This is a genomic window from Mycobacterium sp. URHB0021 (genome assembly GCF_054057895.1).
In genome coordinates, this window is sequence record NZ_JBSRZT010000002.1 from 4,110,784 (window position 1) to 4,131,518 (window position 20,735).

The 20,735-nt window shown below is 66.0% G+C and carries 19 protein-coding genes; 9 read left to right on the plus strand and 10 right to left on the minus strand.

Annotation, left to right across the window (positions count from 1 at the left end):
• Nucleotides 1–3: 3 nt before the first annotated feature.
• The 7 genes from ACVWWN_RS22455 to ripD all read right to left on the minus strand — a co-directional run bounded on the left by ACVWWN_RS22455 (nucleotide 4) and on the right by ripD (nucleotide 6,142).
• Nucleotides 4–384 (minus strand): helix-turn-helix transcriptional regulator, encoded by a 381-nt coding sequence (locus ACVWWN_RS22455; RefSeq protein ID WP_457149233.1) that lies wholly within the window; start codon nucleotides 382–384, stop codon nucleotides 4–6.
• A 124-nt stretch (nucleotides 385–508) separates the two neighbouring features.
• Nucleotides 509–1,165 carry a LysE family transporter gene (locus ACVWWN_RS22460; protein WP_457145816.1) on the minus strand — a complete coding sequence of 219 codons (657 nt, stop codon included), beginning with the start codon at nucleotides 1,163–1,165 and terminating at the stop codon, nucleotides 509–511.
• Nucleotides 1,165–1,620 (minus strand): hypothetical protein, encoded by a 456-nt coding sequence (locus tag ACVWWN_RS22465; RefSeq protein WP_457145817.1) that lies wholly within the window; start codon nucleotides 1,618–1,620, stop codon nucleotides 1,165–1,167. Before ACVWWN_RS22465 ends, ACVWWN_RS22460 begins: the two co-directional genes overlap by 1 nt.
• Before the next feature lie 248 nt (nucleotides 1,621–1,868).
• On the minus strand, nucleotides 1,869–3,455 hold the full coding sequence (locus ACVWWN_RS22470) for a GMC family oxidoreductase (protein WP_457145818.1): 1,587 nt from the start codon (nucleotides 3,453–3,455) through the stop codon (nucleotides 1,869–1,871).
• Nucleotides 3,456–3,568: 113 nt separating this feature from the next.
• Nucleotides 3,569–4,975, minus strand: a complete 1,407-nt coding sequence (proS, locus tag ACVWWN_RS22475) for a proline--tRNA ligase (protein ID WP_457145819.1) — start codon at nucleotides 4,973–4,975, stop codon at nucleotides 3,569–3,571.
• On the minus strand, nucleotides 4,975–5,418 hold the full coding sequence (locus ACVWWN_RS22480; RefSeq protein WP_457145820.1) for a YybH family protein: 444 nt from the start codon (nucleotides 5,416–5,418) through the stop codon (nucleotides 4,975–4,977). The genes proS and ACVWWN_RS22480 overlap by 1 nt, the downstream gene beginning before the upstream one ends.
• Nucleotides 5,419–5,497: 79 nt before the next feature.
• Nucleotides 5,498–6,142 carry an NlpC/P60 family peptidoglycan-binding protein RipD gene (gene ripD / locus ACVWWN_RS22485; protein ID WP_457145821.1) on the minus strand — a complete coding sequence of 215 codons (645 nt, stop codon included), beginning with the start codon at nucleotides 6,140–6,142 and terminating at the stop codon, nucleotides 5,498–5,500.
• Nucleotides 6,143–6,446: 304 nt separating this feature from the next.
• On the opposite strand from ripD, the gene ACVWWN_RS22490 reads away from it, so the two are divergent.
• Nucleotides 6,447–7,043, plus strand: a complete 597-nt coding sequence (locus tag ACVWWN_RS22490) for a TMEM175 family protein (RefSeq protein WP_457145822.1) — start codon at nucleotides 6,447–6,449, stop codon at nucleotides 7,041–7,043.
• Here the strand turns inward: ACVWWN_RS22490 and ACVWWN_RS22495 are convergent.
• Nucleotides 6,995–7,321: a hypothetical protein gene (locus tag ACVWWN_RS22495; RefSeq protein WP_457145823.1), complete on the minus strand. Its 327-nt coding sequence runs from the start codon at nucleotides 7,319–7,321 to the stop codon at nucleotides 6,995–6,997. The genes ACVWWN_RS22490 and ACVWWN_RS22495 overlap by 49 nt on opposite strands.
• Nucleotides 7,322–7,557: 236 nt before the next feature.
• On the opposite strand from ACVWWN_RS22495, the gene aceA reads away from it, so the two are divergent.
• The 8 genes from aceA to katG all read left to right on the plus strand — a co-directional run bounded on the left by aceA (nucleotide 7,558) and on the right by katG (nucleotide 18,638).
• Nucleotides 7,558–9,846 carry an isocitrate lyase ICL2 gene (gene aceA / locus ACVWWN_RS22500; protein WP_457145824.1) on the plus strand — a complete coding sequence of 763 codons (2,289 nt, stop codon included), beginning with the start codon at nucleotides 7,558–7,560 and terminating at the stop codon, nucleotides 9,844–9,846.
• 6 nt (nucleotides 9,847–9,852) lie between these two features.
• A complete protein-coding gene (locus ACVWWN_RS22505; RefSeq protein ID WP_457145825.1) occupies nucleotides 9,853–10,107 on the plus strand; it encodes a hypothetical protein in 255 nt (84 codons plus the stop codon).
• Nucleotides 10,108–10,253: 146 nt separating this feature from the next.
• Nucleotides 10,254–11,570, plus strand: a complete 1,317-nt coding sequence (locus tag ACVWWN_RS22510) for a septum formation family protein (protein ID WP_457145826.1) — start codon at nucleotides 10,254–10,256, stop codon at nucleotides 11,568–11,570.
• A gap of 80 nt (nucleotides 11,571–11,650) precedes the next feature.
• Nucleotides 11,651–12,421 carry a glutamine amidotransferase gene (locus tag ACVWWN_RS22515; protein ID WP_457145827.1) on the plus strand — a complete coding sequence of 257 codons (771 nt, stop codon included), beginning with the start codon at nucleotides 11,651–11,653 and terminating at the stop codon, nucleotides 12,419–12,421.
• A 953-nt stretch (nucleotides 12,422–13,374) separates the two neighbouring features.
• A complete protein-coding gene (locus tag ACVWWN_RS22520; RefSeq protein WP_457145828.1) occupies nucleotides 13,375–14,475 on the plus strand; it encodes an AMP-binding protein in 1,101 nt (366 codons plus the stop codon).
• A complete protein-coding gene (locus ACVWWN_RS22525) occupies nucleotides 14,475–15,899 on the plus strand; it encodes an aldehyde dehydrogenase family protein (RefSeq protein WP_457145829.1) in 1,425 nt (474 codons plus the stop codon). The genes ACVWWN_RS22520 and ACVWWN_RS22525 overlap by 1 nt, the downstream gene beginning before the upstream one ends.
• A gap of 38 nt (nucleotides 15,900–15,937) precedes the next feature.
• Complete coding sequence (locus tag ACVWWN_RS22530) at nucleotides 15,938–16,363, plus strand: Fur family transcriptional regulator (protein WP_457145830.1); 426 nt, start codon at nucleotides 15,938–15,940, stop codon at nucleotides 16,361–16,363.
• A gap of 46 nt (nucleotides 16,364–16,409) precedes the next feature.
• Entirely contained in the window at nucleotides 16,410–18,638 is a 2,229-nt protein-coding gene (gene katG / locus ACVWWN_RS22535) for a catalase/peroxidase HPI (RefSeq protein WP_457145831.1), read from the plus strand.
• A gap of 70 nt (nucleotides 18,639–18,708) precedes the next feature.
• On the opposite strand, the gene ACVWWN_RS22540 is transcribed toward katG, so the two are convergent.
• Both ACVWWN_RS22540 and ACVWWN_RS22545 read right to left on the minus strand, forming a co-directional pair.
• A complete protein-coding gene (locus tag ACVWWN_RS22540) occupies nucleotides 18,709–19,401 on the minus strand; it encodes an Rv0518 family GDSL lipase (RefSeq protein WP_457145832.1) in 693 nt (230 codons plus the stop codon).
• 60 nt (nucleotides 19,402–19,461) lie between these two features.
• Nucleotides 19,462–20,718 carry an acyltransferase family protein gene (locus ACVWWN_RS22545; RefSeq protein WP_457145833.1) on the minus strand — a complete coding sequence of 419 codons (1,257 nt, stop codon included), beginning with the start codon at nucleotides 20,716–20,718 and terminating at the stop codon, nucleotides 19,462–19,464.
• Nucleotides 20,719–20,735 lie beyond the last annotated feature (17 nt).

Here is a 20,735-nt window from a genome sequence, read left to right on the forward strand (position 1 = left end):
CGGTCACGCTAGGTGCATCCCGGTGATCGGTGCTTCTCGATTCCTGATCGGTCTGGTCACCTGCTTTTCCACGCATGATGGGAGCCCCTCCGTCATGCCGGCTGTCCGTTCGCGATAGCTGCTGGGCGACATCCCCACCAATTCGGCGAAGCGGGTGCTGAAGGTGCCCAACGAAGCGCAACCCACGGCGAAGCACACCTCGGTGACGGAGAGATCCCCGCGGCGCAGCATTGCCATCGCCCGCTCGACGCGCCGCGTCATCAGATACGAATACGGCGACTCGCCATAGGCGACCTTGAACTGGCGCGACAGGTGCCCGGCCGACATGTTCACATCGCGGGCCAGCGCCTCGACGTTAAGCGGCTGCGCGTACTCGCGGTCCATCCGGTCACGTACGCGCCGCAGCAGTTTAAGGTCACGCAAACGCTGGGCCTCCGCCGGTGTGTTCGCCACCCGCGCGATGCTGCCATGCCACCTTGACTTGCCGAGCACCCCCCGGGGTGGATTGCTAGGCAGCGCCGCTGCGTCGCACCAGAGCGAGTACCACGGCGGCGGTGGCGAAGAGGCTCGCGAAGAAGCGATTCACGATCAGTTCTCCCCGTGCGCCGATCACGCTCAGCAACCGCCCGGACAACCCGGCGTAGATGCCCATCACGACGAAGTCCACCGCGACGAACGTCACGCCGATCACCACGTACTGCGAAGGCAGTGGCGCCGTCGGCGCGATGAACTGCGGCACGACAGCCAGGTAGAACACCAAGGCTTTCGGATTCGTCGCGTTCACCAGGAAGCCGCGCGCCAACAAGGGCAGCCCCGCGCGCGACGGACTGTCGCCGATCCGGGCCCGCAGACCATGAGACGACGCGCGCCACTGCCGGACCGCGAGGTACAGCAAGTAGGCCACCCCGACGATCTTGATCACCGTGAATGCCGCAATCGAATGGGCTACGACAGCACCCAAACCGACTGTTACCAAGGCCAATTGAAACATCAGCCCGAGCTCCTGGCCGACGATGCTCCAGTACGCCCGCAGCGGTCCATAGGTGAGGCCGGAAGCCATCGATTGAATCGCGCCGGCACCCGGTGAGAAAGCGATCGCCGTCGCCGCACCGGCGAATCCGAGCCACAGGTGCCAGTCCGACGCCACCGTATTCGCCACCACCATCAGTGCACCCCTCCCGGCGACATCGCCTCGGCGATCGCCATATGGCCGTCAAAGCCAGGTGAATTCGCCATCGTTCGATGCCGGTCCGCCAAATCCGGCGCCGTTTTCAGTACGCGGCGACCGGTGGTTGCTTGCCGAAATACAGTGCTCCAGACCACCCCCAACATCTCACCGAGGGTGTCGAAGACGTAACTGCGCGACGACCCGATCATCGCGGCAGCGCGCCCCGGCAGCCGTGCCGAGCGGCATCCCAAACCGTCGGGATCCAGGTTTCGAGCACCTCCCACTGCTCGGTAGGCAGCAGCGCGATCCTGTGTTCCGGCCAGCCCGATCGGGTCGAGCGAGGCCCCGAGCTCGGCGGTGATCATGTCCAGTCCGGGGTACAGGACGCGCGCGACCCAATTGCCCAGATACAAAGCGAAGAAGCCGCTTTCGCGCCGATCATGGCGCACCACGCCGTGACTGCACACATCGGAGCTCCCGTCCACCCCATGCGATTGGCATCGCCATCCGGGAACACACCGGCCCACCGCAGGGCGTCCACCACCGGCTTGCTCAGGTGTCGGTCGACCTCCGCTTGCCTGGTGTGCTCGCGGACGACGGGGTCGACTTCGTTGACCCGGGCCCAGATCGCCGGGCCATCCAGATGGCCATCACCGGCGTGCCCTGTGTCCACTCCGAGTCCACTCCCAGTCGTCTGTCGTTACCCCTGTTCAACAACGCCGCGATGTGCCGTTTCGATCGAAGCGCCTGCGGTGACGCTGACGCGCTCGAGGAGCAGGTCGGCCGCCTTCTCGCCGATCATGATCGACGGTGCGTTGGTGTTGCCGGACGTCACCGACGGCATGATCGAGGCGTCGGCCACGCGCAATCCGCTGATTTCGCGCACCGCCAGGTCCGGGCCGACGACAGCGCCGCTATCGATCCCCATACGGCAGGTGCCGACCTGGTGGTGATAGGTGCCGACGGCCCGTCGGATGTACTGACGCAGGTCTTCGCGGGTGCGTGCGTCCGGTCCCGGCGCGACCTCCGCCTTGCGCCACGCCCGGAAGGCCGGCGCCGCACCGATCTCGCGACAGATTTCCACCGCGTCGACCAGTGCGTCCATGTCCCGGCTCTCGGCCAAGATGTTCGGATCGCACTGCGGCGCGGCGGCGGGGTCGCCGGATGCCAGCCGCAGGGTGCCTCGGGACTGCGGCCGCACGATCCCCGGAGCGATGGTGTATCCGTGTTCGGGAACCGGGTAGCTCTCTGCCGGATACGGGATGTGCAGGAACACCGGTTGGAGGTCGGGACCCGGGCCGGGCCATCCGGAACTCGTGGTGAACAGCTGGCTCTCCAGCAGATTGTGGTGACCGGGCGGCAGTGGCCTCGATGCCTCGTAGACACCGCTCACCAAGAGATGGTCGTGCAGGTTCTCCCCTACGCCGGGCAGGTCCACCACGACCGGGACGCCGATGTGCCGCAGATGCGGTGCCGGCCCGATGCCACTGAGCATCAGGATCTTCGGTGAGCCGATGGTGCCCGCACTGAGGACCACCTCGGCTTCTGCGTGCGCCCGGTGCACGGATCCGTCGAGGGAGTATTCGACGCCGATGGCCCGGCCGTCATGCACCAGCACCCGGTGCACGAGCGCACTCGTGGTGACGGTGAGCTTGCGGTGATCGAGCACGGGCGCCATAAAGCTCTGCCAAGCGCTTGCCCGCCGGCCGTGCCGGGCCGTGATGTGGTTGAAGCCCGCTCCGGTCATTTCGCCGGCGTTGAAGTCGTCGTTCGCCGGATAACCCAGTGCACATGCGGCTTCGACGAAAGCCTCCGACGTGGGATGCGGTTGCGTGATGCGTTCGACGGGCAGTGGCCCGCCGGTGCCGTGCCAATGGCTTGCGCCGTCGACGTGATCTTCGGAACGCAGGAAGAGAGGCAGCACGCTGGCGAAGTCCCAGCCGGCGCACCCTTCCGCCGCCCAGCCGTCGTAGTCACTGCGGTGTCCGCGCACGTAGATGAGCCCGTTCAGCGAACTGCTGCCGCCCAGCACCTTGCCGCGCGGCCAGTGCAGCGACCGGTTGCCGGCGTACTGCTGCGGTGTCGTCATCACAGCCCAGTCCTGTTGGCTGTGGAACAGCGCCGGCCAGCCCTGAAGGCTGTGAATGTTCGGATTCAGGTCGGCTGGACCGGCTTCGATCACGTGGACGCTGAACCCGGCCTCGAGGAGGCGTCGCGCAACCACGCTGCCCGAGGAGCCGGCGCCGACGACGATGTAGTCAGCGGTGCTAATCGAATTATCGGACATGCAGGCCTCCCTTTCAGGACATGGCTGTCTAACGCAAGCTGACCGCGAAGTGATCGAATATCGCGCCGAGAATCAGGTCGGCCGCCTTCTCGCGGTGTAGCCGACTTCAGACGTCAGTAGGCTCGTGCAACGTACGCGAACGCTCCTGCATCAGAATCCGTTTCGGGCACTGACCCGTCGTCCCGCTGCAGGCACCGCACCGTGAGGGCTTCCGTGGCGAGCTCTTCTTCGCCCTTGGCGCCGATCACCTGCCACGGAACGCGGGCGACGCCCTCCTGGGCCGCCTCACGAGCCTGTTCGAGCGTGCGGCAGTCGGAGATGAACGCATCGCGGCGCTGCGTGGCGGCGGCGAGCATGTCCGTCTGGATACGAACTGTCAGTCGTCGCACTTCGTCGGCGATGTCCTCGATGCGCACCGCGGTCTTGTCGCGGCTGTCCCGCCGGTACAGCGTCGCCGTATCGGCTGCGAGTTCGCGCGGACCGAGTTCCACCCTGATCGGCACGCCCTGCAGATCCCACTCGGTGGCCCGCCAGCCGAAGGCCTGGGCGACGCCGTCGTCGAGACGTGCACGGACACCGTGCCGTTCGAGCGCCTCGACTACCGACCCGGCCGCGCGGGAAACCGCACCGTCGGCATCCTTGACCACTACGACGACGGCCTGCACCGGCGCGAGTGCGGGCGGCAGAACAAGCCCGAAGTCGTCACCGTGACACATGATCAGCCCCCCGAGCATGCGCGTGGATGCGCCCCAGGAGGTGGTCCAGCACAGCTCGGTTGTCCCGTCGGCGGTCGAATAGCCGATGTTGAAGGCGCGGCTGAACCTCTGGCCGAGTTCGTGAGAGGTACCCATTTGCAGTGCTTTTCCGTCGCGCATGACAGCCTCACAGGTCATGGTGTTCTCCGCTCCGGCGAATCGCTCTTTGGCAGTCTTGCGGCCGACGATCACGGGCATGGCAAGGACGGTGCGCATGAAATCCTGGTACATCTCATGCAGGATCCGCCTGGCATATTGCCGCGCCTCGTTTTCGGTGGCATGCGCCGTATGCCCTTCCTGCCACAGAAACTCTGTGGTGCGCAGAAATATTCGTGGTCTCAGTTCCCACCGGACCACGTTGGCCCACTGATTGAGCAGCAGCGGTAGATCGCGGTAGCTGTCGATCCATTTGGCCATGTACTCACCGATCACTGCTTCGCTCGTCGGGCGGATGGCAAGCGACTCGGTCAATTCGCTGCCTCCGCCGTGAGTCACCACGGCGAGCTCAGGACTGAAGCCCTCGACGTGCTCCGCTTCGCGCTCGAAGAACCGCATCGGGATCAGCAATGGGAAGTACGCGTTCTGTGCCCCCGCGGCCTTGATCCGGGCGTCGATCTCCTGCTGCATCCGCTCCCAGATCGCGTAACCGTTGGGCCGGATGACCATGGTTCCGCGCACCGGCCCGTTCTCGGCCAGCTTCGCCTTGGTCAACACATCTTGGTACCACCGCGGAAAGTCGTGGTGCTGCGGAGTCAGGACCGCCATCACGGCTCGAGATGCAGTGAAGCCGAGCCCGTTTCCAGGTCCAGGGGGACCGATGCCTGGTCGTGGACGATGAGCCAGTCATCGTCGATCTTGCGCAGGCACACGGTTGCCCTGACCCAGAAACCGTCGGTCGCGACACCGTTGGTCAACGTGCCGGCGAGCCGGTTGAGACTGTGCGCGAAAGCGACATCGTCACCGACCGTGATGGAGAGGTTCCGAATCTGGTAGCCGAGCGGAGACCGATAGGCCGCAAATACGCGCTCCCAGTTCCGGCGTTTGGCCGCCGCCCCCACGTGCGCAAGCGGTGCCTCAACGTCAAACGACACGACGTCCGGCGTGTAGCACGCCATGACTCGGTCGAGATCCGTGTCACGAATCGCGGCGGCCAGCTTGTCGATTCGCTGTCGAACGTCGTCTTCGTCCTGCAATTTTCTTGGAGTCATCGTGGCACCCAATTGTGGGCTGCACAGTGGCACGACACAACGGAATTAATTCCACGGGACCGGCAGACCTTTGAGGGCGCTACGCGTCGATGATGCGGACGAGATATGGCGCCATAGTGTTGGTGCGCACCGGCGACACCGTGACGACCGGATCGGTGGCCTCCACCATCTGTCCGTTCCCGATGAACAGCGCGACGCTCTGGGTTCCTTCCGGCCCATAGAAGATCAGATCGCCGGGCAGTGCCTGTGACGGCAGGACCTTACGGCCGACCTTGTACTGCTCGCCCGACGAACGGGGCATCTTTATCCCGACGCCGGCGAAGGCGTACACGATCAGGCCCGATGCGTCGTAGCCGACGGTGTTCGCGGTGGGATCAGGGGCCGCGGCGAGAGGTTCGACGCCGGTGCCGGGAAAAATCGATGTCCCGGGGGTCGTGCCGTTGCTGGGGAAGATGGATGTGCCAGAAACGGCCGCGGCGTCGGGCACGGCGCCCGCATTCGGTACGGCACTGGGCGGCTGGATGGTTTCGGGCCTGCGAGTGGGACCCGAGACCCCGCCGCCACCGTAGGTGTACGGCACGCCGCGCTGCGACAGCGCGCGTTGCATCACATAGTTGATGGCCTGCTGCCTGCTGCCCTGCCAGGCGCTCGGCTCCGCGGTCGCGAGACCCGGCGTCCCCGCCAGCAGGACCAAGCTAATCGCGACAGCCCAGACGCGTCTCATGTCGAACTCCACCCCTATCGGGTCTCTGCGCGGCGACCCACTCGCCGACTTCCATGCTGCAGTGCTTGCGGCAAACCGAACCGCGTCGCCGCCATCAATTCACAACAGTCACAATAGCCACTTTTGCAACAGGTGTTCGCTGATTATCCGCATCGGCCCAGCTAGCCGAGAAATGCTTGTTCGTACTGTGACCCAACAGTTACCGGTCGTGATCGTGGCGATCAATTGCCTGAAGGCGGTTGCGGTTTCGCTAGCATCAGCAGGCGGCCGTCGACGCAACCGGGGTCAGGGTCGGGAGGTACGGGTGGCACAGCGACGAACCGATACGGCTCGACTCAGTCTCTTTTCCGACGGCGTGTTCGCGGTGCTCATCACCATCTTGGTGCTCGAACTCAAACCGCCGAGCGCCGACACGTTCAGCGCCCTACTGCCGCTGTGGCCCACGGGCTTGAGCTACGCGGTCAGCTACTTCTTCATCGCGATCGTCTGGATCAACCACCACCACCTGTTCAGCTACGCCGAGACGGCGACACCGCAATTGGTCTGGTCGAACTTCGCACATCTGTTCTCGGTATCGCTGATCCCGTTCACCACGGAGTGGCTTGCCGAAAGCAGGTTGGCCGCGGCGCCGGTGGCGATGTATGCAGCGGTGTTCGTCGTCGTCAACGTCACCTACCTCGCGCTGTGCTGGGAAGCGGTCGACCGGCCCGCGCATGAGGACGTCACACAGCGCATGCGCAGGCTGTTGCGGATGAGATCGTTCGTCACGATAGGTGTCTTCGTGGTCGCGGCGCTGGTAGCGCTGCGATGGCCGGTGGTGGCGATGGCGCTCATTTGTCTGTGTCTGATCGGCTACCTGCGTCCCGAGATCCTGCCGCCGAAACCCAGTGCGCCGAGTTGACGCAGTATCGTGTGCGACGTGAGTGACGCGCGGGCGAAGATGACGGCAAGGCGCAAAGTTCTGATCGCCGGCGGCGTGGCCGCAATCTTCGTCGGGCCGTTGGCCGTTGCATCCCCGGCGGCAGCCGACGGCTGCCCGTATGGAACCGTGCCCACCCGGTTCAGCGGTGTGTGCACCAGCGGCGTCGCGGGAGGCATCCAGAACTCGCCCCCGTCGGTGAATGCCCCCGATTTGCCGGGGCCCCCGCCGGGCAGTCCCTTTGCGACCGTGGACGGCATTCCCTGCACCCCAGAGCACCTGGGGGCATGCATCGGTCTGTCTCAGAGCCAGCCAAACCGCTAGTAGCGGGTTCAGCGCCGCGCCGGTCACGGACGGCGGCCTCTTTCGCTTTGCTGTGATTGCCGCGGTCATTACGCCATCGCGGGTGAAATCCGCGCCGTATCGTCGGATCAGTAGTGGTCCAGTCCCCGGACCGTGAACGGCAAACCCCGCGCTGAACAGGAGCGTCAATCCGATGGCCATCATCGAAACGGATGCACAGCCCCAGACACCGTTTGACCAGGACGTCGCCGCCACCCAGCGGTACCTCGACAGCCCGCGTTTCGAGGGGATCATCCGCTTGTATTCGGCGCGGCAGGTCGCGGAACAGCGCGGCACGATTCCGTCGGACTACACCGTGGCACGGGAAGCCGCGGAGGCCTTCTACCCGCGCCTGCGCGAGTTGTTCGCCCAGAAGAAGAGCATCACCACGTTCGGCCCCTATTCGCCGGGCCAGGCCGTGGTGATGAAGCGGATGGGCATCGAGGGCATCTACCTCGGCGGCTGGGCGACCTCGGCGAAGGGCTCCATCAGCGAGGACCCGGGACCCGACCTGGCGAGTTATCCGCTGAGCCAGGTGCCTGACGAGGCGGCGGGCCTGGTGCGCGCGCTGCTCACCGCGGACCGCAACCAGCAGTATCTCCGGCTACGGATGAACGACGCGCAGCGGGCGGCGACGCCGGCATTCGACTACCGGCCCTTCATCATCGCCGATGCCGACACCGGTCACGGTGGCGATCCGCATGTCCGCAATCTGATCCGCCGATTCGTCGAGTCGGGGGTGCCCGGCTATCACATCGAGGACCAGCGCCCCGGCACCAAGAAATGTGGCCATCAGGGCGGCAAGGTTCTGGTCCCGTCCGACGAACAGATCAAACGCCTCAACACCGCACGCTTCCAGCTCGACATCATGCGGGTGCCGGGAATCATCGTGGCCCGTACGGACGCCGAGGCGGCCAACCTACTCGACAGCCGCGCCGATGAGCGCGACCAGCCGTTCCTCCTCGGCGCCACCAACCTCAAGATTCCCTCGTACAAGGCCTGCTTCCTGGCGATGATGCGACGGTTCTACGACTCGGGAGTCACGGACCTCAACGGACATCTTCTTTATGCGCTTCCCGACGGCGAGTACGCCGCGGCCGACGCATGGCTTCAGCGCCACGGTATTCACGGCGCGATCGCCGAGGCCGCCAAGGCGTGGCAGGACGGCACCGCGGACTCAGTGGATGCCCTGTTCGACAAGGTCGAGTCCCAATTCGTCGACGTGTGGCAGGTCGAGGCCGGACTGGAAACCTACGGTGAGGCCGTCGGGGACCTGCTCGACTTCCGCGAGCGGGAGGGCGAGCCGGCCGAGACGAGCGCTGCGGACTGGCGGAAGTTCGCCGCAACGGCGTCGCTCTACTCCGCGCGCGAGAAGGCCAAGGAGCTCGGCGCCCACGTCGCGTGGGACTGCGAACGGGCGAAGACGCCGGAAGGCTACTACCAGATCCGCGGCGGAATCCCCTATGCCATCGCCAAATCGCTGGCGGCAGCGCCGTTCGCCGACATTCTCTGGATGGAGACCAAAACCGCGGACCTGGCCGACGCGAAGCAATTCGCCGACGCCATCCACGCCGTCTTCCCCGAGCAGATGCTGGCTTACAACCTGTCCCCCTCGTTCAACTGGGACACCACCGGCATGACGGACGACGAGATGCGGCTGTTTCCTGAGGAACTCGGCAAGTTGGGGTTCGTCTTCAACTTCATCACCTACGGCGGGCATCAGGTCGACGGGGTCGCCTGCGAGGAATTCGCCACCTCGCTGCGGCAGGAGGGCATGCTCGCGCTTGCGCGCCTGCAACGCAAGATGCGCCTCGTCGAGTCTCCTTACCGCACACCGCAAACCCTGGTAGGTGGACCGCGTAGCGATGCCGCGCTGGCCGCCTCGTCTGGGCGCACGGCGACCACCAAGGCGATGGGTGCGGGCTCCACCCAGCATCAGCATCTGGTGCAGACCGAGGTGCCGAAGAAGCTGCTGGAGGAGTGGCTGGCGCTGTGGAGCGACCACTATCAGCTCGGCGAGAAACTCAGGGTGCAGCTCCGCCCACGGCGCGCCGGGTCCGATGTGCTCGACCTCGGCATCTACGGCGACGGCGACGACCCGCTGGCCAACGTCGTCGTGGATCCCATCAAGGACCGGCACGGTCGCAGCATCCTCACCGTGCGTGACCAGAACACGTTTGCCGAGAAACTGCGTAAGAAGCGTCTGATGGACGTCATCCACCTGTGGCTGATCCATCGCTTCAAGCCCGAAATCGTGTACTACGTGACACCGACCGAGGACAACATCTATCAGACCGAGAAGATGAAGGCCCACGGCATCTTCCGCGACGTGTATCAGGAAGTGGGAGAGATCATCGTCGCCGATGTGAACCAGCCCCGGATCGACGAGCTGCTGGCGCCGGACCGCGCGGCGCTCGGCCGACTGATCCGCAAGGAGGACTGAGCCGGCGTGGTTCTGCGTTCGAAGGTCGTTGCGGCGGTGGGAGTGGCAGTGCTCGCCGCAACGCCGATGGCAGCGATCACCGTCGTCACGCCGCCGGCCGCCTCCGCGTGTGCGCCCGGGGAGACGGGCGTCATCTACGGCTGCGCGCCGTTCTGCCTGCCCGGTCGTGCGCTCGACACCCAGACCGGGGTGTGCGTCGCGGACCCGCGGGTCCCGCCGCCGCCTCCTCCTGCGCCGCCATTGTCGGGACCGAGCCAGTAACCACTGCGAAATTCGCGGCCAGCAAACATGAATGGGTCGCCGTACGTGAATGCGGCCGAGGCGTAGGTAACGGGTCGGCGACAGCTTGGCAATGTTGGGCAGTATCGGATGGCGCGACGACGTCGGCTGTGCCATCGTTGATTACCGTGGTTGGCAAACTCCCGACCTCGCCGTTGCGGGAGGAGGAAAACGACCTTGCCAGAACGCTGGACGCGATCGATCGTGAGCGGTCGTTGACCACCCGTCCGACACCACCTCCAGCTCAGCAGGGCCGGAGCCAGTCGCGGATACCGTCGCCCCGCCAGCTGCTCATCACGGCGCTGACCGGGCTGCTGGTGGCCGGTGTCGTCGCCGTACTCCAGATTCGCGACGACGATGACGGGCGCTCGTCGGGGCCCGTGGACGCCGGTGTGCACCGCGCGACGGTGGTGTTCGGTAACGCGAAGGCCGGGGATTGCCTCACGTGGCCGGACAACCAGCCGGACAAGCCCAGTTTCGTGTTGTGCAGGGACGACCATCTGTTCGAGGTCGCGGCGGCGGTGGATATGGATCATTTCCAAGAGCCGTGTCAGCTGACCGTGCAGCGCTATCTCGGACCCCGATACGATCCCGACGGCAAGTTCACCGTCGGTGTGCTGTGGCCGGGCGACGGCACAGGACCGGAATCACCGGAGCGCCGGCTGTTGTGCGGACTGCAACTGCTCGGTCCCGATGGTCGACCCATGCCGTTCAAAGGCAAGGTGGCCGATGCCGATCAGTCCAAAACGTGGGCTCCCGGCACGTGCTTGAGCCTCGATGAGGCCACTGGGCGGCCGACCGACATTCCCGTCGACTGTGCCGGGCCGCACGCGGCCGAGATCACCGGCACGGCGAACCTGGCCGACAGGTTCGGTGACTCGCCACCCGAATTGGCAGACCAGGACGCCTTCCTCAATGACGCCTGCACGCGAATCACCAACGCCTACCTCGCGCCGACCACGCTGGCCGACACCGCCTTCAGCGTGCACTACACCATGATCACGCCGGCGAGCTGGTCGGCGGGCAGTCGTCAGGTGTCGTGCCGCATCGGCACCACGCGCCCCGACCGGAGCTGGGTAGCGTCGACGGGCAGCGCCAAGGGCCGTTCAACGCCCGTTCCCGCAGCGACCCCGAGTCCCCCGAGTCCCGTGCCGGCGACCAGCGAGCCGACGACCACGGTCTCGACCCCGACGCCGGCGTTCACCCCGAGCCCGCCGGCACCGACCACCTCCGCCGCCCCGCCGACCACGACCACGACCGTGGCGACGACGACCACCAGCGAACCGCCGCCGCTGCCACCACCAAACGAAGCCCCCGGCCCTCCGCCGGAGACGACACCGCCACCAAACATTTTGGACATACCAGGCCTCGGGCCGATCACCTTCCCGGCCGCACCACCACCACCACCACCACCACCGCCCGCGCCTCCCCCGCCGCCCGGCTGAGGCGGCCAATATGCAGGATCGGCGCCAGGCACACCGAAATCCGTGAGATGAATGACTGATAACTCGTCGAACGAAACGGCATGCCCATCGACCCCATAGACCCGACAGCCTCTGTCGCTCCGTTCCTGCTTCTGTCCATCCGCGCCGAGGACGAAGCGGCAGATGACGAATACTCGGCGATGATGCGCTTCGCCGGGCTCGACGAGCGCGGCATGCATCGTATTCGCCTGACCCACCAGCCTTTAGGGCCGATCGACTTGGCCGATTGGTCTGGCATCGTCCTCGGTGGTGGCCCCTACAACGTCAGCGACCCTGTCGACGAGAAGTCGGCGACCCAACGGCGGGTCGAATCCGAGCTCCTGCCCTTGATCGGCCGGATCGTGGAGCGTGACTTTCCCTTTCTCGGCTGCTGTTACGGCGCGGGCACCCTCGGCACGGCTATCGGAGCGACCATCGACCGCACCTACCCGGAGCCGGTCGGAGCCGTCACGATCACCCTCAACCGCGCCGGACGTGACGAGCCGCTGTTTGCCGACCTGCCCGAGGTCTTCGATGCATTCGGCGGCCACAAAGAGGCGGCCGCGTCCCTTCCCGCGCATGTTGTCTGTCTGGCGTCCTCACCCGACTGTCCGGTCCAGGCGTTTCGGGTGGGGGACAACGTGTATGCCACGCAGTTCCACCCCGAACTCGACTTCGACGGCATGTCCACCCGGATCAACGTTTACAAGGACTACGGCTATTTTGCTCCCGAGGCGGCCGAATCGCTGAAAGCAGCCGCGCGGCAACGGAGTATCGAATATCCCCCGGCCATCCTGCGCCGGTTCGCCGAACGCTACCTCCGTCGGGCATGATCGGTCTGCGACTTCGCGGGACGGGTCACACCCCGGCGGTCAGCCGTGTGTGGTTCTCGTCGATCGGCTCAGGCAACGTCGGCAGATTCGCCGTGCCATGCAACGGACACGGATCTTCCATGGTTTCGAGCCGCAAGCCGGCGTTGCTATCGCTACTGGCGGCCCGTGGCGTGCCGACGAGCGCTTCGATGATGAGCCGGCGACGGGGCCGATTGCCATAACCGACGAAGCGCCGACGGCGGACGTCCGCATCGGCACGACGTTGACGTTCAGGCCGACACCGCGTCGCTGGTACCGCAGCAGGCGGGTGGCGATCGCACTGGCCGCGGCGACGGCCGTTGCCGCCACCGCGGTGGTGGTCCTCACCGTGTGGCGTGGTTCGCTCCGTGTCCGTCGAGGAGTCACCGACCGTGGCGCCGACTCCCCGCGAACAGTGCCACGCTCAGCACCAAGCCCGCGGCAGGGACCGGTCCACCGAGCGCTCTGCCCCGCCGCCTCCGCCAAGCCCCGACCGCTCCGGGCCCCCGACCGCACCGGCGGTTACCGGGTCGGACCCTTATCCCCCGCTACGCCCCGCCGGACGATGCCGACGGACCGGAGATCGAGATCGGTGTCACCCGCACGCCCGTCACCCGGGCACCCGTCAGTGTCGCCCCCTCGCCACGACCGGCGCCGGGCACGAATTCCGCGACACCCGGGGACGGTCGCAAGCGCTGGCGACCCTTCTGACGGCGCTCGACTCGCGACCACCATCACCGATCGTCGGGCCGATCCCGGCATGAGCTATCGTCACATTCACCCCGACGATTCACGAAGTTCTTCTCTCTCGCGCGATCACTGCGCGGCTGATTCGTCACCCCCGATGTGTCGACAGGACAAGCGCTGGTTGCCAATACGGTGAACATCACCGCTATTCATCGCACAACCCCGGACGCATCGACAGGATGAGTGCTATGGCAGATGTCGACTTCTCGCTCTTGGACGTGCCATCCGAGGCGTCGATCGGCGAACCGAACGAATATCTGAGGGCGGCGGTCGCGTGGCACTTCGGTGAGGACACCGGCTCGCCGTACTGGTTGCGCACCGCGAAGAACCTTGACTTCGACCCGCTGACGGAGATCAACACCTTCGCGGATCTACGGCTGTTTCCGAATCTCGTCAACGAATTACGCACCGTGCCCGTCGACGACCTGATTCCCCGCGGCTACGGGTCACCGGCACCGGTGCCGCTCATCTTCGAGTCAGGCGGCACCACCGGCGCACCGAAGCGCACGGTGCAGTTGCTGGACTGGGTCGAGCAGGTGATCCGTTGGCAGACCGAGGATTTCCGCAATGGAGGATTCATCGCCCAAGGCGGCTTCTTATGCGTGATGCCGTGCGGGCCGCACGGCGTCGGCCACTTCTCACGTGCGGTGTCGGCACGGCTGGGCTCGACCTGCCACCTGGTCGACCTGGATCCCCGCTGGGCCAAGAAGTTGGCCGCCAGGGGCGCGGCCGGGGAGCTGTCGGCTTACGTCGCCCATGTCATCGAGCAGGTCGGATTCATTCTGCAGAGCCAAGACATCATCAACCTGCACACCACCGCACCTTTGCTGGATGCCATCGCCCGCGATGACGTCCTCACCCGGCTGGTCTGCGAGAAGGTGCGCTTCATCCTGCTCTCGGGTGCGCATGTCGACGCCGATACCTACGACCTGTTCCGCGAGATCTTCCCGGCGGCGACGATCACCATGGCCTTCGGCAGCACCATGATTCTCGCGCAAGGCAGCACGCGGAACCCGAACGCTGACAGCGACTCGTTCGTATTCGATCCCCGCACACCCTATGTCGTTTTCTGGGTGGTCGATCCCGACACCGGCGAGCAGGTGCCCTATGGTGAACGCGGTCGGATCGTGATGAACCATGTCAGCAAGGGGATGTTCATCCCGAACAATCTCGAACGCGACAACGCCATCCGGCTGCCGGGCCAGGATGGGCAGGTCGGCGATTCGGTCAGCGGCGTCGCGCCGGTGGCGACGTTCGACGGCCAGGCGGTCATCGAAGGGGTTTATTGATGGTGGCCACAAGTGATCCGGTGAGTACACCGACGGCAAGCAATCTCGTGCAGTTGCCGGCGCTCGGTCCGCAAGGTGTCTACCGGACGCGCAACCGCGAGATCATCAAGGACACCGCAGGTGTGCCGCTTGCCGAACTGTGTCTCGTTCCAGCGCTTTACGTCGCGCGCACCGTCGGTATGCAGCGCAAGGTCCGGCCACTGCCGCGTGCGCAGCGAGAAGGGGCGCTCGCTCAGGCGGCCGAGATCTTCACCAGCCGCAGACTCGACGGCATCGACTTCGACGGCTATGTCCGGCTCGCCAGCCGAGTGTCGGGCTTGCCCATTGCGGTGGCGCGGGCGGGAGCCCTCGACGTGGCCGAGGAAGTGGCTTCGGCGTTCGCTGCCGTGAAATCAGCCCGCCCATCGGGCTCGGTGATGAGGTGGCGCGAGGTGAACCCGTCCACGGGAGGGGCGGTGTGGATGCGCCGCGGTGAGGTTTTCGCGGTCAACGCCTCGGGTAATGCGCCGGGTGTGCACGGGTCGTGGCCGCAGGCGCTCGCCTTGGGTTACCGGGTGGCGATTCGCCCCTCGCGGCGCGAACCGTTCACCGCACACCGGCTGATCAATGCGTTGCGCGCAGCCGGTTTTCGGCCCGAGGATGCTTCGTATCTGCCCACCGACCATGCAGGTGCTGCGGGGATGATCGCCGCCGCCGACCTTGCCATGGTCTACGGAGGTGCCGACGCGTTGGACACGTTCGCGGGGGACCCGACCGTCTTCGTCAACGGCCCCGGACGGTCGAAGATCCTGATCACCGCCGAAATGGATTGGCGCGCTTACCTCGATATGATCGTCGACTCCGTCGCGGGGCTCGGCGGCACGGCCTGTATGAACGCGACCGCCGTGCTGTACGAAGGTGATGCGGCTCCGCTGGCCGAGGCGATCGCCGGCCGGTTGGCGGCCATCCCACCGCTGGGCAACGAGGACGACCGGGCGACCCTGCCGGTACTGCCGATCGCGCGGGCCCGGGCGATGTCCGAATACCTTTCGGCCAAGGCGGTCGGAGCGCGTCCGGTCCTCGGGGCCGACCAGGTGGTGGCCGACGTCGGGAATGGGCGGGCCGCGATGCGGCCGGCAGTCCACCTGCTGGCAGACGCCGACGTCGACAGGCTCAACATCGAGCTCGCGTTCCCCTGCGTCTGGGTGGCGCCCTGGTCCCGCTCCGACGGGGTGCAGCCACTGCGAGACTCGTTGGTGCTCAACGTGATCACCAGCGACGAAGACCTGATCGACGAGCTGGTCAACGAGCCCACCGTGGCCAACGTCTACAGCGGGAATTTCCCGACCTACTGGGCCGCTCCCGGGCTTCCGCACGATGGATACCTGGCGGACTTTCTGATGCGCACCAAGACCGTCAGACGCGCCGGCGATTCACCGTGTTAAGACTTGACCGATTCCAGATAGGGGACGATAGTGTCCTCGTGACGTCGGACTACGCGGACGAACTCCGGACCGCTGACCTCCGGGTGACTCGTCCTCGGCTGGCGGTACTGGAGGTGGTGCGCGCACATCCGCACGCCGACACGGACACGATCTTCGGCGCCGTCCGCGCCAGCCTGCCCGACGTGTCCAGGCAGGCCGTGTACGACGTGCTGGCGGCGCTGACCACGGCGGCGCTGATCCGTCGGATCCAGCCGTCGGGCTCGGTGGCCCGGTACGAGTCGCGTGTCGGCGACAACCACCACCATGTCGTCTGCCGGTCGTGCGGAACGATCGCCGACGTCGACTGCGCCGTCGGAGAAGCGCCCTGCCTCACCGCATCTGACCCAAACGGCTTCCTCGTCGACGAGGCCGAGGTCGTCTACTGGGGCCTGTGCCCCGATTGTTCGGCACCACGAAGTTCCTGATCACATCCGTGATCGCAGCCCCATCACCCAGATGAAAGGGAATGTTGTGTCATCTGATACATCCGACGCCCGCCCGTCCACGCCTCAAGCCGGCACGGCCAGCAACAGCGAGAGCGAAAATCCTGCGATCAAGTCGCCGGAGCCCAAGGCCCACCGCCCCCTGACGAACCAGGACTGGTGGCCCGACCAGATCAACGTGTCGCTGCTGCACACCCACTCGAACAAGGGCAACCCACTGGGCGAAGACTTCGACTACTCCAAGGAGTTCGCGAAGCTCGACGTGGAAGCTCTCAAGGCCGACGTGATGTCGGTGATCACCACCTCGCAGGATTGGTGGCCCGCCGATTACGGCAGCTACGCGGGTCTGTTCATCCGGATGAGTTGGCACGCCGCGGGCACCTACCGCATCTACGACGGTCGCGGCGGCGCCGGCCAAGGCATGCAGCGCTTCGCCCCGATCAACAGCTGGCCCGACAACGCCAACCTGGACAAGGCACGCCGCCTGCTGTGGCCGGTGAAGAAGAAGTACGGCAGCAAGATCTCGTGGGCCGACCTCCTGGTGTTCGCCGGCAACTGTGCGCTGGAGTCGGCGGGATTCGAGACGTTCGGGTTCGCCTTCGGCCGTCCCGACTTCTGGGAGCCGGAAGAGATCATCTTCGGCGAGGAAGAGGAGTGGCTCGGCACCGACAAGCGCTACTCCGGCGCGCGGGAGCTCGAGGAACGCTACGGCGCCACCACGATGGGCCTGATCTACGTCAATCCCGAGGGGCCAGAAGGCAAGCCGGATCCACTGGCCGCGGCCCACGACATCCGTGAGACGTTCGGCCGGATGGCGATGAACGACGAGGAGACGGCGGCGCTGATCGTCGGTGGCCACACCCTGGGTAAGACCCACGGCGCCGGCGACGGCGACCTGGTCGGTCCCGAGCCGGAGGGCGCCCCGATCGAACAGCAGGGGCTGGGCTGGAAGTGCGCGTTCGCGTCCGGCAAGGGCAACGACACCATCACCAGCGGTATCGAGGTCGTCTGGACCGCCACTCCGACGAAGTGGGGCAACGGCTTCCTGCAAAACCTTTACGGCTACGAGTGGGAGCTGACCAAGAGCCCCGGTGGCGCGTGGCAGTTCGAGGCCAAAGACGCCGAGCCGGTCATCCCCGATCCGTTCGGTGGGCCGAGCCGCAAACCCACGATGCTGGTCACCGACATTTCCATGCGCGTCGATCCGATCTACGGCGAGATCACCCGACGCTGGCTCGACCACCCCGAGGAACTGAACGAGGCATTCGCCAAGGCGTGGTACAAGCTGTTGCACCGTGACCTCGGTCCGATCAGCCGCTACCTCGGCCCCTGGGTCGCCGAGCCGCAGCTGTGGCAGGACCCGGTTCCCGCCGTCGAGGGTGAACTGGTCGACGAGCAGGACATCGCCTCGTTGAAGAGCAAGATTCTCGATTCCGGCCTGTCGGTGCCGCAGCTGGTGAAGACCGCATGGTCGGCTGCGGCGAGCTACCGCAGCACCGACATGCGAGGCGGCGCCAACGGTGCGCGGCTGCGCCTCGAGCCGCAGAGGAATTGGGAGGTCAACGAACCGTCCGAGCTGGACAAGGTGTTGCCGGTTCTGGAAAAGATCCAGCAGGACTTCAACGGCTCGGGTGGCAGGCGGGTCTCACTGGCGGACCTGATCGTGCTGGCCGGCTCGGCCGCGGTCGAGAAGGCGGCTAGGGACGCCGGCTATGAAATCGACGTCCACTTCGCGCCGGGACGCACCGACGCGTCGCAGGAGAACACCGATGCGGAGTCGTTCGCGGTGCTCGAACCGCGGGCCGACGGATTCCGCAACTACATCCGACCGGGTGAGAAGGCGCAGCTGGAGGAGTTGCTGCTGGAGCGGGCCTACATGCTGGACGTGACCGCTCCGGAGCTGACCGTGCTCATTGGTGGGCTGCGTGCGCTCGGTGCCAACCACGGCGGCAACAAGCATGGCGTGTTCACCGACCGGCCGGGCGTGTTGACGAACGACTTCTTCGTCAACCTGCTCGACATGGGCACCGAGTGGAAGCCGTCTGAGACGACGGAGAACGTCTACGACGGTCGCGACCGCGCCTCGGGCACGACCAAGTGGACGGCCACCGCCAACGACTTGGTGTTCGGTTCGCACTCGGTGCTGCGGGCACTGGCCGAGGTCTATGCGCAGGACGACGCCAACGAGAAGTTCGTGGAGGACTTCGTCGCGGCGTGGGTCAAGGTCATGAACAACGACCGGTTCGACCTGGCCTGATCACGATCGCTACAACGCCCCGCGGGTCGAAAGGCTCGCGGGGCGTTGGGCATCCGGGAGCGCGGCTTCGTCAGACACGCCTGGTGAGTTGCGAAACGATGAGCGGCGCGATCTTGTCCGCCATGTACGTGTGCCCCGCGTCGGTCGGATGCACTCCATCCGCACCGATCAGATCCGGCCTGCCGACGAACCAGCCGGCCGCGATGGGATCGACGAACACCGCACCCGCGAGCCGCGCCTGGTATGCGAGCGCGTCGCGGATTCGCAGGATCTCCACGGGCGGATCAGCGGTCGGCCAGGCCGGCCCGATCACCAGGAACTGCGCCGACGGTGCGGTGTGACGGGCGAGCTGGAACGTGCCGTAGATCAACACCGAGAGCCGCGCCGGGTCGACATCCTTGTCGTTGCGGGAGCCGAAGAAGACGACCAGCGCATCATCGGGCCTGACGGCCTTCGTCGTCAGATCCTCGAAAACGCTGCCGTGATTTCCGCGGGTGCCGTAACCGGCCCCGCCTTCCGCCTGCACGTCGGGGGTGACCGGCACCTTCTCGCTGGCGAGTGTCTGCCACGCGAGCGTGGTCCAGTTCTTGGCCCCCATGCCGCCTTGGTCGGTACCGGTGGTGTACGAGTCGCTGATCACCGCGATGCGGTTTGCCAGGTAGTCGAGGGGCAGTGTCTCGTTGTGCTGCAAGGGTATTGGGCGTGCCCCAAGAGTGCCGACAACCAGTGCGAGTGAGAGGGCCAACGTGAAGAGACGGCTCACCAGCACAGCCTAGATCCGGGCGACCCGATGACGCCGCCAACGCGCTGCTCTGCCAACTCGTTACCCCGCGCGCGCCGAGACCGGGGAGTCTGTCCGTGCTTCGCGGACGCCTTCGATCGACTGCAGTTTGCCGTGCACCGTGTCGTCCGCCGGACGCGCCGCAACCTTCGCCCTGACCGACTTGGTGCGGCCGCCGTCGGCCATGCGGCGCATCCAGAGCCGGGCCGGCTCCTCCACCACGTGATACAGCACCGCCGCGCCACCGAGGGCGATCCCGAGCAGGCCGACGACCGCGAACTTCGCCGGCCAGCCGGGGGTGAGCAGGATGCCGAACTGCTCGGCGGTCCAGTTCCATGCGGTGTGCACAAGTTCGTGCACCATGTACAAGCTGAACGAGATGTGGCCGAGGTACACCATCACCCGGCTGGACAGCAGTCTCGGCAGCGATCCGATACCGATCGCCAGCGTCACCACCAGCGGAACGAACAGCACGTCGACCAGACCGCTCGAGTCGATCATCCTGGGCACGGGATGCGCGTCGAGCAGGTACAGGATTCCGACGATGGCGGCCGCCAGCAGCGCTGACAGGAGGCCCGCGATACGGCGTGTCCCGTCAGCGGGTTGCAGCTTGCGGACCGCGGCACAGGCCAGCGCGCCCGCGGTGAACTGCATGATGATCCGCGGCAACCAGCTCCACGGGGTGTAGAAGTGGCCTGACGCGAGCAGGAGCAGAGTCGGCGGTAACGACGCGGCCACCGCCAGCCAGAGCAGTCCCCTGGCTCGTGTCACCCGCGCGACCCGGAAAAGCACCAGCACGAGGACCCCGAAAATGAGATAGGCCAGCCATTCCGCGCTGATCGACCAGGCTGGGCCGTCCCAGCTCGTTCCGTCGAAGAATGGCTCGTACCACAGCTGCACCAGCAGAAGTTGGCGGGCATAACTGACGGCGTTGAGCGAATCAGCGACCTTGGATGGCACGTGACCGACATGCAGCGTGAAGATGATCCATGCGGCCGCCAGGTGCAGGGTGACCAGGTAGACGGGCCACACGCGAGCCAATCGCAGCCAGAGAAACCGCAACGTCGATCTGGTCGACCATGATTCGCCCATCCGGTCGAGGTAGTTCCAGGTCAACACGAATCCGCTGAGGATGAAGAACAGGTCGACGCCTTGGGCGCCACAATTGAGCACCGGCGCCAGCGCCGAGCGGAACCCCGGGGCTGCCTGCTCGAGTAACGGCCGGAAGTGAAAGAGTACGACCCAAACCGCGGCAATGATGCGCAAGCCGGATAGGGCTTTGATCTCTCCGGTGCGCACAAATCTCTTTTCGTGAG